15 protein-coding genes are annotated in these 16032 nt (G+C 56.9%); 4 read left to right on the top strand and 11 right to left on the bottom strand.

Annotation, left to right across the window (positions count from 1 at the left end; genetic code table 11):
* The 8 genes from pgaA to V3W27_RS12055 all read right to left on the bottom strand — a co-directional run bounded on the left by pgaA (position 1) and on the right by V3W27_RS12055 (position 10276).
* Positions 1-2484 carry a poly-beta-1,6 N-acetyl-D-glucosamine export porin PgaA gene (gene pgaA, locus V3W27_RS12090; RefSeq protein ID WP_330206688.1) on the bottom strand — a complete coding sequence of 828 codons (2484 nt, stop codon included), beginning with the start codon at positions 2482-2484 and terminating at the stop codon, positions 1-3.
* A gap of 247 nt (positions 2485-2731) precedes the next feature.
* Positions 2732-4237 (bottom strand): YdgA family protein, encoded by a 1506-nt coding sequence (locus V3W27_RS12085; protein ID WP_330206687.1) that lies wholly within the window; start codon positions 4235-4237, stop codon positions 2732-2734.
* A gap of 292 nt (positions 4238-4529) precedes the next feature.
* On the bottom strand, positions 4530-5165 hold the full coding sequence (locus V3W27_RS12080) for a hypothetical protein (RefSeq protein WP_025113416.1): 636 nt from the start codon (positions 5163-5165) through the stop codon (positions 4530-4532).
* Between the two features lie 93 nt (positions 5166-5258).
* Entirely contained in the window at positions 5259-6701 is a 1443-nt protein-coding gene (locus V3W27_RS12075) for a TolC family protein (RefSeq protein WP_330206686.1), read from the bottom strand.
* Positions 6698-7585, bottom strand: a complete 888-nt coding sequence (locus tag V3W27_RS12070) for an HlyD family secretion protein (protein ID WP_330206685.1) — start codon at positions 7583-7585, stop codon at positions 6698-6700. The genes V3W27_RS12075 and V3W27_RS12070 overlap by 4 nt, the downstream gene beginning before the upstream one ends.
* Positions 7582-7791 (bottom strand): DUF1656 domain-containing protein, encoded by a 210-nt coding sequence (locus V3W27_RS12065; protein ID WP_027611129.1) that lies wholly within the window; start codon positions 7789-7791, stop codon positions 7582-7584. The genes V3W27_RS12070 and V3W27_RS12065 overlap by 4 nt, the downstream gene beginning before the upstream one ends.
* Positions 7788-9851 carry an FUSC family protein gene (locus V3W27_RS12060; protein ID WP_115988490.1) on the bottom strand — a complete coding sequence of 688 codons (2064 nt, stop codon included), beginning with the start codon at positions 9849-9851 and terminating at the stop codon, positions 7788-7790. Before V3W27_RS12060 ends, V3W27_RS12065 begins: the two co-directional genes overlap by 4 nt.
* On the bottom strand, positions 9848-10276 hold the full coding sequence (locus V3W27_RS12055) for a MarR family winged helix-turn-helix transcriptional regulator (protein ID WP_047290742.1): 429 nt from the start codon (positions 10274-10276) through the stop codon (positions 9848-9850). The genes V3W27_RS12060 and V3W27_RS12055 overlap by 4 nt, the downstream gene beginning before the upstream one ends.
* A gap of 243 nt (positions 10277-10519) precedes the next feature.
* Between V3W27_RS12055 and V3W27_RS12050 the strand changes: the two genes are divergently transcribed.
* Genes V3W27_RS12050 through V3W27_RS12040 form a run of 3 tightly spaced genes read left to right on the top strand, consistent with a single transcriptional unit; the run spans position 10520 to position 12865 of the window.
* A complete protein-coding gene (locus V3W27_RS12050; RefSeq protein ID WP_330206684.1) occupies positions 10520-11422 on the top strand; it encodes a hypothetical protein in 903 nt (300 codons plus the stop codon).
* Complete coding sequence (locus V3W27_RS12045) at positions 11409-12461, top strand: hypothetical protein (protein ID WP_330206683.1); 1053 nt, start codon at positions 11409-11411, stop codon at positions 12459-12461. Before V3W27_RS12050 ends, V3W27_RS12045 begins: the two co-directional genes overlap by 14 nt.
* Positions 12462-12520: 59 nt before the next feature.
* The gene (locus V3W27_RS12040) at positions 12521-12865 is read left to right on the top strand and encodes a hypothetical protein (protein ID WP_143503047.1); all 345 of its coding nucleotides are present in this window, start codon (positions 12521-12523) and stop codon (positions 12863-12865) included.
* A gap of 53 nt (positions 12866-12918) precedes the next feature.
* Here the strand turns inward: V3W27_RS12040 and V3W27_RS12035 are convergent, their stop codons facing one another.
* The 3 genes from V3W27_RS12035 to V3W27_RS12025 form a co-directional block, all read right to left on the bottom strand.
* A complete protein-coding gene (locus V3W27_RS12035) occupies positions 12919-14394 on the bottom strand; it encodes a Fic family protein (protein WP_097086788.1) in 1476 nt (491 codons plus the stop codon).
* Between the two features lie 101 nt (positions 14395-14495).
* Positions 14496-14741 (bottom strand): DUF2789 domain-containing protein, encoded by a 246-nt coding sequence (locus V3W27_RS12030; protein WP_097086787.1) that lies wholly within the window; start codon positions 14739-14741, stop codon positions 14496-14498.
* A gap of 123 nt (positions 14742-14864) precedes the next feature.
* Positions 14865-15326: an aminoacyl-tRNA deacylase gene (locus V3W27_RS12025; protein WP_330206682.1), complete on the bottom strand. Its 462-nt coding sequence runs from the start codon at positions 15324-15326 to the stop codon at positions 14865-14867.
* Positions 15327-15501: 175 nt separating this feature from the next.
* Here V3W27_RS12025 and V3W27_RS12020 point away from each other — a divergent pair, with 175 nt between their 5' ends.
* On the top strand, positions 15502-16032 hold the full coding sequence (locus V3W27_RS12020) for an NfeD family protein (protein ID WP_330206681.1): 531 nt from the start codon (positions 15502-15504) through the stop codon (positions 16030-16032).

The raw sequence follows: 16032 nt of genomic DNA, 5'->3' as shown, positions 1-16032 counted from the left end.
CTAGAAGCGGAAAGTGAGGTCGACAAGCAGACGCAGATCGGTCTCCCGATCACCGTCGTAGGGCCGGTTGATCACACTGAACAAGCCGCCCACCTCGAACACATCGTTCCAGGCATAACGCTGACCGTAGCCGAGCATCGCCATGCCGCCGGTGCCGTGATCACGTTGGCTGTAGGTGCCCGCACCCGCCTGGAATTGCTGGCTCCAGGATGTTTCGTAGCGGTGGTAAAGCACATGGTTGACGTTGACCGTCGGCATCACGCTGAAGTCCGACTTCGGGTTGAAGTACGGCACGTCATCGGATTTCGAGTTGTGGCTGGTGCCGACTTCCAGACCGGCATCGACCTGCACGTTCGGCGCGCTGTAGACACCCTCGCGCCCGGTGAGCAAGGCCTCGAGGCGGTTGTTGCCATCACTGAAGTGCGACGGGCTGACCGACAGCCGCCACTCGCGGCTCTCGTTGGCGCGCCAGCGGATGAACGCGTTGCCGCCGTTGGCCTTGATGTCGCTGTTGAGCGCACGCAACGGCGTCTCGGCCGACAGATAGGCGAAGCTGCCGCCGTACTGCCAGTTATCGTTGATGTCGCGGGCAATCGCGATGCGCGCGCCCTGCTTGGCGCCATAACCGTAATTGTGGTTGGAGACCTCGGCTTCCAGGCTCATGTCGCGGGTACGACGTTCCAGGCCCACGCGCTGGAAACGGTCGGTACCGGTGCCTTCGGCGAAGTCGCCGGTGGCATAACCGGCGCCAACGAACACCCGCCAGTCTTCATCGATCGGCGGGCTGTACAGGGTGCTCTGGATGCCGAAATCGCGGCTGCCACTGACCGCGCCCGCACCGCCGCTGCCGCCGCCCCCATTGGCCTTGCCACCGTAGGCTTCGACGCGCAATTCGGACATGTCGTGCACTTCGCGCTCGCGGGCCGCGCGTTGCACCTGGCGGTTGTCGGGAAAACGCGCGACCACGTCATCGGTCAGCGCATCCATTTGCCGCCATTCCTGCAGGGTCATCGCGGTGCGCGCCTGAGCCAGTTCCAGGCCCATGTCGCGCGGGGCCATGCTTTCGGTTTCCTTGAGCTGGTTTTCAGCGCGGCGTGGCCACTGTCGGGCCAGGTACAGATCGGCCTGGGCCAGACGCAAACCGAGGTTGCCCGGGGCCTGATCGACCAATGTCTGCAGGCGCTCCTCGCCGTGCGGCAGGTCAGAGCCGTAGGTACCGGCCTGCGCCGCGAGCTGCTGGGCGTCCATCCATTCGTCGTTGGGGTTGCCGATCGGCAAGCCCTTGAGTTCGACGCGCGGCTTCTGGGTCTTGGCCAGATCCTCGGCGACTTTGCGCGCTTCATCGGCGCGGTCACTTTCCAGCAGCGAGTAGTACAACGCGGTGGTGTCTTCGAGACGATCACCGACATCAGCGTCGGGGGCCGACAGCACCTGGCGATACAGGTCAGTGGAGACTTCCGGCTGGCGCTGATCCAGATACGACGCCGCCACCCAGCGCAAGGCGTAGGTCGGAATCTTCACGCCTTCGCCTTGCAGCTTCTGATATTCATTGATCACGTCGGCGGTGCGCGCCCGGGCCTTCAGTGCGCCCATGCGGTCGATGCGCCAGCGAATCACGTCATCGTGGGCGCTGGCGTCCGGAGTCCAGGTGGCGAGCAGCTTGTCGTAATCGGCCAAGGCGCGGTCGGCGATCACATAGCGTTCTTTTTCGCTGCGGGTGGCGAGTTCGGCCAGACGCACGCGTTCGGCAGCCAGATCACCTTCGAGGCGGCGCAAGGTGACCGGGTCGATCAGCCCCGGACGTTGGTTGGCCAGGCGCAGCGCCGGTTCCGGCAGCCGCGCCTTTTGCAGAGCGACCACGTATTCACGGGCGACTTCCGGCTTGCTGCCGGCACGCATGAACGCCTGATCGTATTCAAACAGTGCGTCGTACTGCTTGCCGGCGCGGGTCAGGGCATAGCCCAGTGCGAGACGGCGTGAGGGATCGTCGGGTTTGGCGGCAACCAGAGCCTTGGCGCGGGTCACGGCTTCGTCGGGTTTACCCGAGTCAGCCTGAGTCAGCGCCAGCCCCAGTTGCAGGTCAGCGTTGTCCGGCTCCAGCGCCAGCGCCTTGTTGTAAACCTGGGTCGCCTGCTCCCAACGCTTGAGGTTGCGATAGGCGCGTGCGGTGGCGGTCAGTGCCTGCACCGGCAGCACCCGGTCACGGCCCTGGGTCTCATAGACCTGCACCACCTCGGCATCGAGGCCGGCCCAACTGGCGATTTGCAGGTGATCGCTGATCTGGCCGGTGGTCGATTGCCCCGGTGGCACCTGGCGCAGCACGTTCAGCGCAGGCGTGGTCTGCCCGGCACGGGCATCACGCACCATCTGATCATAGGGCGTATCGGCAAACGCCAGTGCCGGCCAGAGCAACTGGCTGCACAGCGCAACGCGAAACAACGGGCGTAAACCACGATGTAAAACAGGAACATCAATACGCGGCATTCGTCAGCATCCTTACATGGCCAGCCGGGTCGCAATGCCCCCCTTGCCCATTCGTAACGGAGACCGAGTCAAAAGAGACCCAGCCAAGCTTAGTCAGGCAGTCTTGCATGCAAGCGTAGTCGAATATCCAGAACGCAATAATTGTTCAGAATCGCGGTGCCGGCTGAGACGAAAACCCGAACACCAGACAGCAAAACGCCCGGCGTCTGGGGATCAGAGGCCGGGCGTTGCTATTAAGAGCGCAGGATTACTGCACTTGCGTGACGCCAGCGAACTTGCTCATCAGGAAGCCGACGAACTGCTCGACGGTCATCTTCTGGCCGTTGAACTCCACCTGATTGGCGGCGTAATGCAGCTTGGTCACGACGTTGGTGCCCTCGACGGTCGCCAACTGCGAACCGACGGCCATGCCGGAGAACATGTCAGCACCGGCGCTGGCCTGGTCGACGATGGCTTTGGCGTCAGTCTGACCGTCGAGCTGGGCTTGCACGCTGAGCAGATCGATCAGCATCGGCTTGGACACCTGAATGTTCAGATCCAGCAGCGCGACCAACTGTTTACCCAGTTGATCCGGCGGCAGATCCATCGACTGTGGCTTGGTCAGATCAATCACCAGGCTGGCGCGGCTTTCACCGTTGGCGGTTTTCAGCGACAGGTTTTCCAGCGCGATCTGTGGACTGGCGGCCAGCAGTTTCTGCAGGTCAGCCTTGACCTGTGCCGACTCGGCTTCGGTCAGGTTCAGCTCCGGTGCCGGCAGGCCGGCTTCGGCAGCGGCCGCCGCTTCCTTCTCGTACGGCTGCAATTTGGTCTGGTAGATCTGCATCAGCGACATCGTCGACGGGATGTCGAGGTTCTTCAGGCTCATGGCCATGTTGGCCGAACCGATTTTCTTGTCGTTGAGGGTGACTTCACCCACCTTGTAGTCAGCGCGGCCCGAGGCATTGCTGCCGCTCTCTTCAGTGAGGTTCTTCATTTCGAAGTTCTTCACGCCGAGTACCGACTGCTTGGCACCGAAGGTGGTTTTGCTGTTGGTCAGCTCCAGGGTGTTTTCCCCGGTGTAGTAGCCGTAGCTGCTCTTGGTAAGGTTGCTGGCCAGGGTCAGACCGTTGAGTTCGACCTGCACCGGCGCCTGATCCTGCGACACGGTGACCAGTTTCAGGTTGTCCATGTAGCCGTCAGCCTTGACCTTCTGCGCCTGGGCACTGGCGGAGATGTTCATGGTCAGGCCGGAGAATTTCAGGCTCGACTGCTCGTCCAGCGCGGTTTCCAGCGGCAGCAACTCCAGGCTGCTGGTGGTGGATTCGTCGTAGCCGATGTTGGTCACACCTTTAAGCGGCGCGGCGCCCTTGGTGGCGGCAAACCATTTTTCGGTGGCCGGGCTCTTTTCCAGCTCGTAATTGCTGGTGGCCATGACCGGCAGCCACTTCAGCGACACCAGGCGCGAGAACGGCAGCGGGCCGTGCTCGATGTGGTCGACGAACAGCAACTCGACCGGCTGGTCGCCGAACATCTCGCCCTCGCCCTTGAGGCGGTAGTGCGCGGTGCTGGTGAAGGTGTGACGCTCCAGCGACACCAGCTCCAGCGACGCGGTGCCATTGGAGCCGGCCATCGCGGTCTGCAGCTCTTTGTTGGCGTTGCTGACGGCGTTGTTCAGTACGCCTTCAATCTTGGTCCCGGTGTACCAGGCCCCGCCGGCGCTGATCGCACCGATGGCAACAACAATCCCGAGAAGCACGCCTGCTGATTTATTCATGAATGACCTGATCAATGTCCGTGGCTGTAAGTGTGGTCGTCTTCCCTGAACCCGTGACCGGGTCGCGGCTCGACTCCGCTGAAATTAGCGGTGGAGATTAGCACTGGCAACGCGAGGCAGCCCAATGTTTAAAGGTTAAAGAGTGTCTATGGGGAGTGTGGACAGCTGACAGGCGGGGAGAGTTGCAGTGTTTTTGAGGACGCTATCGCGAGCAGGCTCACTCCTACAATTGAAATGCGTTCCCCTGTAGGAGTGAGCCTGCTCGCGATAGGGCCACTGAATTCCCAGAAGATCAGGAATACTGAACCTCGATCTCATCGAGTTGATGATCAAAGCTCTTCAACCGCGCCGTCCAGGTATACACCAGCACTTCAAAATCCCGATCGATCACCGCCCCGCCCGGCCCGTCAGCGCGCGGGTCGCAGAAATCCAGCTGATAGCGCTCACGGGCCATGGCTGTGGCGACATCCGACAGTTCGCGGGCATTGTTGAGCCAGTGCCAGCCTTCGTCGGCAATCTGCTTGTCGAGTTCCAGACACTGTTTTTTCAAGGCTTCGAGGCTTTTTTCCAGCGGCGTGCCGGTGAGTTCGCCCATGACTTCGGCGAAGGTGCGTCCCGGTTGCCAATAGCTGCCCCAGAAGTAGCGGTCGAACACGGTTTCGACCCGGCGCAGGGCGACTTTGGTGTCCCAGATCAGCACCAGGGTCTTGCCTTGTTCAAGCTGTCTTTTTTTGACTCGCTGCACCTGGATCGACGCCCAGGCCACCACGACAATTGCCATCACCGCGATCAACGCCGTGGCGCTGTCGAGGAAGACCATGGCCTTGTCGATCTGGTGGGCCAGCATGATGCCGTAGAAATAGGTGGCCGATAGCAGCACCAGCGCTACCAGGGCGCACCAGAAGCCGAGAGCGTAAGGGTTTTTCATTATTGGTTTCCCCTAGACCAGCGCTAGCAATGTGCGCTGAAAGGGTGCGTTGCACGTGGCACCCCTTCAACACTTCAAAGCATAGCAACGGGTTCAGGGTTTGCTGGCGCTTGAGGCTTGCGTTCGTCCGCTTTCCCAACCGCCACCCAGGGCGAGGAACAAATCGATCTGGCTCATGGCGACCTGGGTGTTGGCGGCGGCCAGTTGCGCGGTGACGTCGGTGTAGGTGCGGGTCGCCTGCAGGTCGGCGAGGAACGACTCGCGCCCGGCCTGGAAGAAGCGGTGGGTCTGGTCCGCCGCCAGTTTCGCCGACTGCTCGGCATCGGCCAGAGCGTCGCGGCGTTGCAGCAGCGCGCTGTACTGGGCCAGACCGGTCTGGGTTTCGCGGATGGCGTTGAGCACCACGCCGTCGAAATGCGCCAGTGCGGCCTGGGTGTTGGCCTCGGCTTCACGGATCCGCGCACGGGCGCCGTTGGTCGGCACCTTCCAGCTCAACGACGGTCCGAAGCCCCAGCGGTTGGTCGACGGATCGCCCAAGTCGTCAATAAGACCGACGGTGCCGATGGTCGCGCCGATGCTGATGTCCGGGTACAGCTCGCCCGTGGCGACGCCGATGCCCGCTGTCGAGGCCGCCAAGCGACGTTCCGCCTGACGGATATCGGGACGACGCTTGAGCAGCGCAGCGCCATCACCCACCGGCACCAATTGGGCGATTTTCGGCAGTTCAGCACAAGTGGCGGTACCGGCCGGCAATTGCTCGACCGGTTTGGCCAGCAGCATCGACAGGCGGAACAACCCGGCCTGACGCGCCGCCTCATAGCGCGGCAGGTCGGCGCGCAACGACTTGAATTGGGTTTGCGAACGAGTGACCTGGGTCTCATCGCCACGCCCGGCATCGCGCAGGCGCTGGATCAGCGTGGTGCTCTGCGATTGCAGATCGAGTGAATGCTGGGCAATTTCCCGCTCTTCGTTGGCCGCGCACACCTGGGTGTAGGCGCGAACCACATCGGCCACCAAAGTGATGCGTGCGGTGTCAGCCGCCGCTTGAGTCGCATCGGCGTTAGCCTTCGCGCCTTCGATACCACGTTGCAGGGTGCCCCACAGATCGAACTGATAAGACGCGCTGATGCCAATATCGCCGACGTTGTCGACCGGGACTTTTTCCGGCAGCAAGAACGCCTGACCGGATTCCTGCAGACGCTGCGCGCCCATCTTCACGCCTGCGCTCCAGCCACCCGCCGCTTCGGCCTCATCGACTTGCGCGCGAGCCCGTTGAAGGTTCGCCGCCGCCACGCGCAAATCAGTGTTGGACGCCATGGCCTGCTGCACCAGTTGATCCAGACGCGGGTCCTTATACAGTCGCCACCAGTCAGCCGGTACCGGCGCTGACACCACCGGTTTGCCCTCCACCGCCAGTTCGCCCTGAAAGTCCTTGCGCTGCACCGCCGCGTCAGCGGGCAGCTGATAGACCGGCCCGACCATCTGACAGGCCGAGAGCATCAAGCCCAACCCGGCGATCATCAGGGCCTTGTTCATTGCGCGGGCTCCTGCGTTTTGTCGTCGATGATCGACACGGTCGCGGTACGCCCGGCGATCATGCGGAAGTCTTCCGGCACCTCGTCAAAGGCGATGCGCACCGGAATCCGTTGTGCCAGGCGCACCCAGCTGAACGCCGGGTTGACGTTCGGCAGCAGGTTGTTGCCGCTGGTGCGGTCACGGTCTTCGATACCGGCGACGATGCTTTCGACATGCCCACGCAGCCTGGCCTTGTCGCCGATCACGCGGATATCCACCGACTGCCCGACATGAATGCCGTCGAGTTTGGTTTCTTCGAAATAGCCGTCGATGTGGAACGAGTTGCTGTCCACCACCGACAGCACCGGCCGCCCGGCGGTGACGAATTCCTGCACCCGGGGCGCACGGTCGTTGACGTAGCCGTCCACCGGGCTGCGGATCACCGAGCGATCCAGGTTGAGCTGCGCGCTGTCCACCGTCACCAGCGCTTCGGCCAGCGCCGATTGCGCGCGGGCGACTTTCGACTGGCTTTCTTCCAGTTGCTCGGCCGGCACCAGGTTGCCCAGGCCACGGTTACGCTTGGCTTCGCGCTGCGCCTGGGCCAGGGTTTCCTCGCGATCGGCGACCGCCGCTTTAGCCTGATGCAGAGCCAGTTTGAAGCGGTCCTGATCGATGCTGAACAACACCTGACCACGTTTGATCAACTGGTTGTCCTTGACCTCGACCTGCTGGATCAGCCCGGACACGTCCGGAGCGATCTGGATGATGTCGGCGCGGATGTGGCCGTCGCGGGTCCACGGCGCAAACATGTAATACATCACCATGCGCCAGACGAGGACGACGGCAAAAGTCACGATCAGCAGGGTCAGGACCACGCGACCGATAGTCAGAAACGGTTTTTTCATGTCATCAGGTATCGACTGAGTGAGTCCACGCCGTACAGCAGCACGGCGTAGAGGGCCACGTTGAACAATGCCCGGTGCCAGACCAGACGGTAAAAGTGCAGGCGCGTGAGCACGCCATGCACCAGCAAAAACAACACATAGGTGATGCCCATCAGCACCAGCAGGGTGGGCAGGAAAATCCCGCTGATATCCAGATCACCGATCATAGGGGCGCTCCATCGGGCAGCGGTTCTTCGGCATCGCTGGTGCTGACGAATTCCACGCCGGGCAGCAGCGCCAGGCGCAAACCGCTCAAGGCATGCAACAGGTTTAGCCGGGTTTCTTCGTCGCCGTGGCCTTTGAGCGCGCGGCGCGCGCGGTCCATCGTCATCAGCAACGGACTCGGCGCCGGCAAGCGTTCGCCGGCCTTCAGACACGCGCGAAAATACTCGCCGACCTCAGCCACCACTTGCTGCAGCAGGGCCTTCGGCGCGCCGCTGACCCGCGGCGTGTAAGCCAGCAGATCGAGCAGGTTCAGGCCGACGCGCACTTCACGCATGGCAATCCCGGTGTCTTGGCCGGTCATGGCCAGACGCGGCAAGTGCTGCATCAAACGGTCGAGCAACTGCACGCCCAGATGCCGATGTTCGGCCAGATTGGCCGGCTCGGTCATGCGCACGATGTCTTTCCAGCTGAAGCGGGTCAGACGTTTGGCGGCCAGTTCGACGCCGAACGGGCGGGCGATCAGGGTCCAGATGAACGCGAACAGCAGGCCCAGAGGGCCGGCCAGGTTGGAGTTCACGAAGGCGAAGAAGTCCGCGTCGTAGGCGCCCTGAATGCTGATGAACGACGAGGTGTTGACCAGCGTCAGGAGCATGCCGAGGAAGAACCGTGGCTGCACCGTCAGGGTGCCGACACAGATGAACGGAACCGCAAACGCCAGTACCAGCATCGGAAAATCGTGCAGGTTCGGCAGAATCAGAAACAGATAGAGACTGGCGAACAGCACCGACATCCCGGTCCAGAAAAAGAACCGGTAGATCTGCGGTGCCGGGTCGTCCATCGAGGCGAAGAAACTGCACGCTACCGCCGCCAGAATCACCGCGCTGCCACCGTCCGGCCAGCCGAGCAGAATCCACAGCACCGAAGCGACGATGATCGCCAGAACGGTCGAGGCCACCGAATACAGCATCATCCCGCGGTCGAGAAATGGCGTCAGCCGCCCGAGGCGCCAGTGCCGGTAAACCGCGCGCCAGCTGTCCTGGCGCTCGCAGAGAATCGCGTCCTGCAAACTGCGGCAGTCCTGCCACAGATCGATGAATTCGCCGAGGCGATAAATCGCGTTGGAGAACAGCAATTGCTTGCGATCTTCCAGCGCCTCGCAGCTTGGCTGCAGGGCCTGGAGCTGATCCTTGAGCGCCTGCCAACGCGCCAGATCAGCGTCGTTATGACCGAGCCATTGCTGGGTCGCGGTCAACAGCGGGGCAAACTTTTCCACCAGTTCCGGTGTGCGCCGTTCAAGCGCGTAGAGCGAATCTTCCAAAGCGTCGATCACCGGCAGCAGGTGGATCATCCGCCCGCGCAGTTCCTTGGTGTTGCGCACGGTTTGCGGCCGGGCGCCTTCGTGGGGCAACTGGCCGATCATCAATTCGAGGCTGTTGAAATTGGCGACCATGGCCATGCGCAGCGTGGCGATCTGTTCAGGCTGCACGTCGCGGCTGAGAAACTTCAGGCTGTAGGTGGTGGCGTCGGCGAACCACTTGCCCACTGCGTCGTTGAACACCGGCGCCAAGCGACGCGGCCAGAACATCGCGCCGACCACTGCCGCCACGGCGATACCGAGAAAAATCTCTTCGGTACGCGCTTCCGCCACGTCCCACACCGCCAGCGGATTATCTACGGTCGGCAGGGCGATCAGCGGCAAGGTATAACCGGCCAGCATCAGTGCGTAGTTATTGGCGGTACGCAGGTGCAGCGACAGGAACAACAGGATCCCCGTCCACAAGGCAATCACCACCACCAGCACATACGGACTCTGCACGAACATCGGCACGAACAGCACCGCCGCCGCCGCCCCGAGAAAGGTACCGATGGCGCGGTACAGCGCCTTGGAACTGGTCGGGCCGAGAAACGGGCTGGAAACGATGTACACCGTGGCCATCGCCCAGTACGGACGCGGCATTTGCATGAGCAAGGCGATGTACAGCGCGATCATCGACGCTGCAAAGGTACGGACCCCGTAGAACCAGTCCCGGGCCGGAGGAATGCCGGAGAAAAAACCGTTCAAGAATTGATCACCACAGGCGGATTGGCCGCCTCAAAAGCTCGCAGTACCCGAAGCGTAGCTTCCAGATCACTCTGATCGATGCCTTCGAGCACTTCATGACGCAGACGTACCAGCTCGCTTTCCACCGCTTGCACCAGTTCACGGCCGGTGTCGGTCAGGCTCAGGCACTTGGCCCGACGATCCTGCGCATCTTCGGTGCGGCAGACGTAGCCGGCGTGGCACAACTGATCGAGCAGACGCACCAGCGACGGACTCTCCATCCCGGCTGCCTGCGCCACTTGCACCTGACGCACACCCTCGCCCAACCGCCCGATCATCAACAACGGCACGGCGCAGGCTTCGGAGATTCCATAGTTGACCAGCGTGGTCTGGCAGATCTTCCGCCAATGCCTGGCGGCCACCACCATGGCACTGCTGATGTTCATCTGGAGAGCGTCGAGGGAATTCGCCACGGGAAAATGCACACTGTTAGTTTGCTAACTATCAATATCGCATTGGCGGGGAATTTCAGTCAAGTTTTGAAACAAATCTCTAGGCTGCCGGATGTCAGCATCAAGACACCGATTACGACTGGTCAACACTGCAACAGATGTAGACACTCTGATGGCTTTTCGATAGCTTTTTGGCACACGTCACACCCATCTGTGATCGCAAGGAACGCTAAAAACATGATATTAATGATCACTAGTACTTACGACTTGACTTGCGACTATCTAATAAAAAAATATATCCACTCTGAATTCTATCGATTGAATCTAGATAAGTTTTCTAGCTACCAAATTCAAATCGACAACAATGGATTCACAATAGAAAATATTTTTGGAAAAATAACTACAAAAACGTGCAAAGCAATATATTTTAGAAAGCCAATTCTAGAAAAACTAGACGGTATCTTTGAAGACTGCTATCACAATTTCTCGCACAAAGAAACATATTCACTTATCGAAGGACTGGCAGAAAGTTTTGAAGGTATCTGCTTATCACGCCCGAGCGTAATGCGAAGAGCCAACAACAAAATTCTTCAGCTTTTTTTGGCAAAAAAAATAGGTTTCATCACTCCTAAATCAAATATTTGTAACAGCATTACAGCTTGGCACAAAACCAGAAACACAATAATTATAAAGCCGCTAGCTAGCGGAATAATTGAGCATTCTCAACACAAAGAATTCATTCAAACAAATATCTATGACAAAAATATAGACAACAAATTATTAAAGCATACACCTTCATATTTTCAGGAATATGTAGAAAAAAATTATGAAGTAAGAGCAACATTTACTGGCACGAAGGCTTTCAGCGTAAAAATAATCTCTGAAAATAAAATAGACTGGAGAAAAAACAACAATAAACTAACCTATGAGGAACACACACTCCCTTCAGAAATTTATGAAAAATGCATTCAATTCATGAAAGAACTCCAAATCAATTTTGGCTGCTTCGACTTCATAATCAAAGATGACGTGTATTATTTTTTAGAAATGAACGCAAATGGCCAATGGGCTTGGTTAGAGTTTGAAACTGGGCTTTGTATATCTTGCGGAATTATGGAGTTATTAAATGGTCACTCTTGAGAGAGTTTTCTGTACTCTTCTAAACCACACTCCACTCTTCCACATTTCTTGTGATCAACGCTTTGGCCAGTATCATGCGACCACGCCTAGGCGGCTCTCACTTCTAGTTATATCTTTCTGGAAATGGAAACTGTACATAATATCAATTAACAGCCAGCGGAAATTTGAGCTATTAAAATTAATCAACTTTGATTTAATTTGCCCAATGCCCAGCCAAGCGGAGGTTGATAACAAAACAGACTCTTTCAGAAAACATTTGACAAGTACCTCAGCATCTACGGAAGCGGCAAATATACAGTACGAATCACTCAAAGAACGTTTCAATCAAAACACAAGCATTAAATCTTCTTTTGATAACAAAGTTTCAGCCTACGCCTCATCATACGTCGTACTACTTGGCTTTTACGCCTACCTATTCAACGAAATGTGGAAACTCACCAATAATAATTTATTCTACACCTCCTGCGTGGTCATTTTTATTTGTGCATTATTTACTGCGACAGCTGGCCTGTACATCTGGGGCTTTCTCAAGTTAAAAAATACTATCCGATCTAGATTTTTTGATCTAAAAACTGAGCCTACCGCCCAGAATCAAGCTGTGCTGACTTACACCAATTGGTATTCATCAGAAAAAGAAGGGACCGTCCACGCTTCTTATATTCGCAATATAGAAACCAATATGGCAACATCACTACTTCTTGGGCTTGGGCTTTGGATATTTGTTTTTCTCAGCAGCAATTATCTATCGAGCCAAACCCATCCTCCCCTGTCCACAGCGCAAGAGACCGAAATAATAAATGAGTCTGGAGACTTAAAAAAACAAAACTTGTCAACATTACTTTCAATCATTCAAAATGCCGACTCCAGCCAAAACTACACCCTTTACGTAATAAGCAACGCAGAGGTGCAATCCTCCATTAAAGAGCAAGTTATAAAAACTTTAAAGCTGCTCCTTACTCCTGAAAAAATTAAAGAAGTAAATCTAAGCACCAGTGTCATAAAAAAATCCATGACAATCAAGTTGGAGTTATCAAAATGAAGCCATACATACTAAATTATAGCGAATCTACTCCCCTTACCCCTGGAGCAATGACCTACATGGACACATTGCAAATAAATGTATCAACGGGCGGCCATCTAAATACTGATTCAACGATCCAAACACGGACACTCGAAAGTGATGACAGCGATGAATTTTATTTAAATCCGACGGACACTTTGAAAAACACCTCAACTATTGTTACCAAAACACTTGAGGCGACTGATGATGACAGCATTTTCTCTGAAAGCACTCTATCCACAGCTACAACAGAACCATCAGATCCAGATGAATTGGATACACTTGCACTATACAAATATAAAAAAGACCACCTAAGCTGTATGTCAACGGTCAGCACAGAGTCTATTGAACCTTCTGACCCAGACGAAATCACACTAAATTAGTGCCGTGAGTTGAAAAGGCAAACAACATACTTGCCTTTAAACTTTCAGCCAGCTCAATCGCTCCCCCCGAGTTCAAGGCTTATTTTTTCAATATAATCGAGCACGTTCTCGGGGATGCTGTATTGAAACTGCTTACGCCGATTCTTCGAAACCTTACCGTTATTTTCTAGGCACATCATTACTAGTTTTGACAGGTCGCTACCACGCACATCAAATCGCTCATTTACCGCTTTTATTACATAGTCGTACTTTTGAAGAAATTCAGTCTCTTCGCGAAGCTCAATCTCCAGAGCTCGACGAGCCATTTGCAGTGTGAATTCGACGCATTGGGTGGCATCCCAGAAGCGATAGATTGACGAGTGCCCCACAAACTCGAATGCCATCAGATCGGCGTCCAGCCAAGTGACATTCCAGAATTCGCGTGCAGGTTTTGAAAAGCCTTTCAGGGCCTCCAGATAACCTGACTCTTCGTGTTTCATCGCCACGGAAACAGGCAACAGCAAACCATTTTGCAGGACACCTGAATGACAGAGTGTCTGATGTATAAGGAAACGTGAAAGGCGGCCGTTGCCATCCATGAACGGATGTAGAAAGACAAAACCGAAAGCCACGACGGCAGCCGAAACAAGTGGGTCGACTTGCCGGGCAGACTGATTGGCGAAATGCATGAGTTCTTCCATCAACTCACGGCACAAATCCGGCGCCGGCGGGACATAGCTGACCCCCGCGGCCCCTCTCAAACCGTTATGCAGATGATTTTGCTCATGACGGAACAACACCGCCTTGTCAAACGGGTTCGAAACAGTGCTGTTTTGCAACTCGACCAGATAATCTTCGCTCAATTCGGTTCGCTCATGAGCCTGGCGCAGCAAATGAACAAACCGGCGTGATTTCTCTTCGCTAGGCTCTTCTTTCTCGATGGCAAAGGAGTCGCGGGTTTCGTGGAGGTAAGCCCAATTGATGGCGCGATCCATCATCTCAGGCGGGAGTGTCGCCATGAAGGCCTGCGCTCGACCAATAATGTCTAGATCAAGCAAGGCTTGCAGCTCTGCAGTTCTTTCGACGGTTGCGCAGTAACGCAACGAACCCAAACCATTGAAATCGACACGCCAACGACTGTTTCGAATCGCCGGCCCGGTGACGTAGAGCTTTGGGTCGAAAAGTGCAACGACACTACCCCGAACCGGTGTCTTATACTCCAGTTGCTGACCCGTAAAACTTTCCCACAGAAAACACGCTTTTCGAATAAAAACGCCGTTTGGTGATTTGGTCAATTCTGCGAGCAATTGCTCAGCCGCTATAGTTTCAAGCGCCTGAGCCAGAATGCCCAAATTGATGCCCTCGTGTTTAAGGGCGAAGAGGATGTGCTCCAGTGTAGAGCCTTGGGCCGGAGCGACAGTCTGTGGAACAGCCAGGCAATCTCCGATCAAGGTGATTCGGGTGACGGGCTTCACCATTGCAGTTCGCTTTGGAACAAGCGCCCGGATGTTCAGCGCCTCATGCAGGTGCGCATATCCAACAGTTGGCATGGGAAACATCCTCAGAAAAAATTCACTGAAGCGATTAAAGCTCAGTTTTTTTTACTGAACGCATGTTTTTTTTACATTTCAGCTATTTCCCACAGATTTTTTTACACATTCCTACTTTTTCTCAACAGCACATTCAGCTGATCCACCACCTCCGCCCAGTCCGCATCATCAAGAATCTCATCCCGCAAAAAATCCGCCTGGCTCTTGCTCCAGAAAAACGCGTCTGCCAGGTGCAGTTCGGGTTTGAGCGGGGAATGGGTGGCGATGAATTGGTCGATGCTGACCGGGTCGCTGCTCAGGCCGAGCTGCTCGAACAGGGATGGCAGGCTGTGGGTTGGCTGCTCCATGGAAGACTCCTTCAAAAATGCGGTGGGAGATTATTCGCGAGCAGGCTCGCTCCCACAGGGGAACGCGCTCAACCTGTGGGAGCGAGCCTGCTCGCGAAGGCGTTGGCAAAAACGCTACAAATCCTACTGACTCAACTCCCGCACCTCGGCATGCGGCACCATTTTCAGAAACTCGGGCATGCTCATGTGCAGCAGGTAATTGTGGTTGCCGGCTTCCAGGTAGATGTCTTTCTGCCGGGTCAACAGCGGGTCGATGACCATGTCCAGGCCGTAGGAATCACCGAGCGGCGGCACCGCGCCGCGTTCGCAGTCATCGAAGATATGCGCCAGGTTGCTCTCCCGGGTGATCTGCCATTCGCCGCGAATGCGCACTTTACTCAAGTCCAGATGCCGACTGGCCGGCAGCACGGCCATCAGGTAATGCCCGTGGTGGTCGTCGAGAATGACTGACTTGGCCACGCGTTCGGCGGGCACCCCGGAAACCCGCGCGGTTTCCAGGCTGCTGGCCGAGTGGCGGTGGGCCACGATGTCATATTCGCAATGCGCCCGGTTCAGGCTGCTCTGCACTTTTTTTGCCATACGCATGCTGCACCTCGGTGTCCCGCTGAACGTTGTGCCTGTTCTGCTGAGTCTAGTTCGGCCAGTTGCTGATGAAGGGAAATCCGCTCATTGGACACATCCGCTTATTGATCAAAATTCATCCGACGTCAGGCTCAACTAGACTTAAGGAAACACCCCCATGACTCTCCCGGAGGGTCACGTGAACAGCCGATGTTGCACGTTTTTCCTGATACTGCTGGCCAGCGGCTCAGCCCTCGCGGCTGATGTCCTGCCGACGGCGGTCAATCCGGTCGGCCTGTGGCTGATCACCCTTGGCATTGCCTTTCTGATCGCCGAAGCCGCGCTGCCCAACTACGGGGTGATCGGCCTCGGCGGGATCATCATGTTCGTCATCGGCGCGCTGATTCTGGGCAACGCCGAGTTGCCGGTGCCGATGATCATCGGCCTCGGCCTGCTCAGCGCCCTGCTGCTGATCGCATTGATCGTCCGCGCCTTGAAAACCCGCCCGCGCCACGCCGTCAGCGGCGATGCCGGGCTGGTCGGCAGCGTGACGACAGTGACCACCGTGCAAGCGCAAAACGCCCACAGTGGCTGGGTGCAATTGCAGGGTGAACAGTGGCAAGTGCACAGCGCGACACCGCTGCACGCCGGGCAATCGGTGCGCGTGGTCGGGCGAAATGGCTTATTGCTGAAAGTCGCCGCGACTGACGCGGTGCGACACGGAGAGTGA

This window comes from Pseudomonas sp. AM14(2022) (assembly GCF_036346455.1).
Taxonomy (GTDB): Bacteria; Pseudomonadota; Gammaproteobacteria; order Pseudomonadales; family Pseudomonadaceae; genus Aquipseudomonas; species Aquipseudomonas putida_A.
The sequence above is the reverse complement of the archived record's forward strand: the minus strand, read 5'-3'. Positions and strand labels throughout refer to the sequence as shown.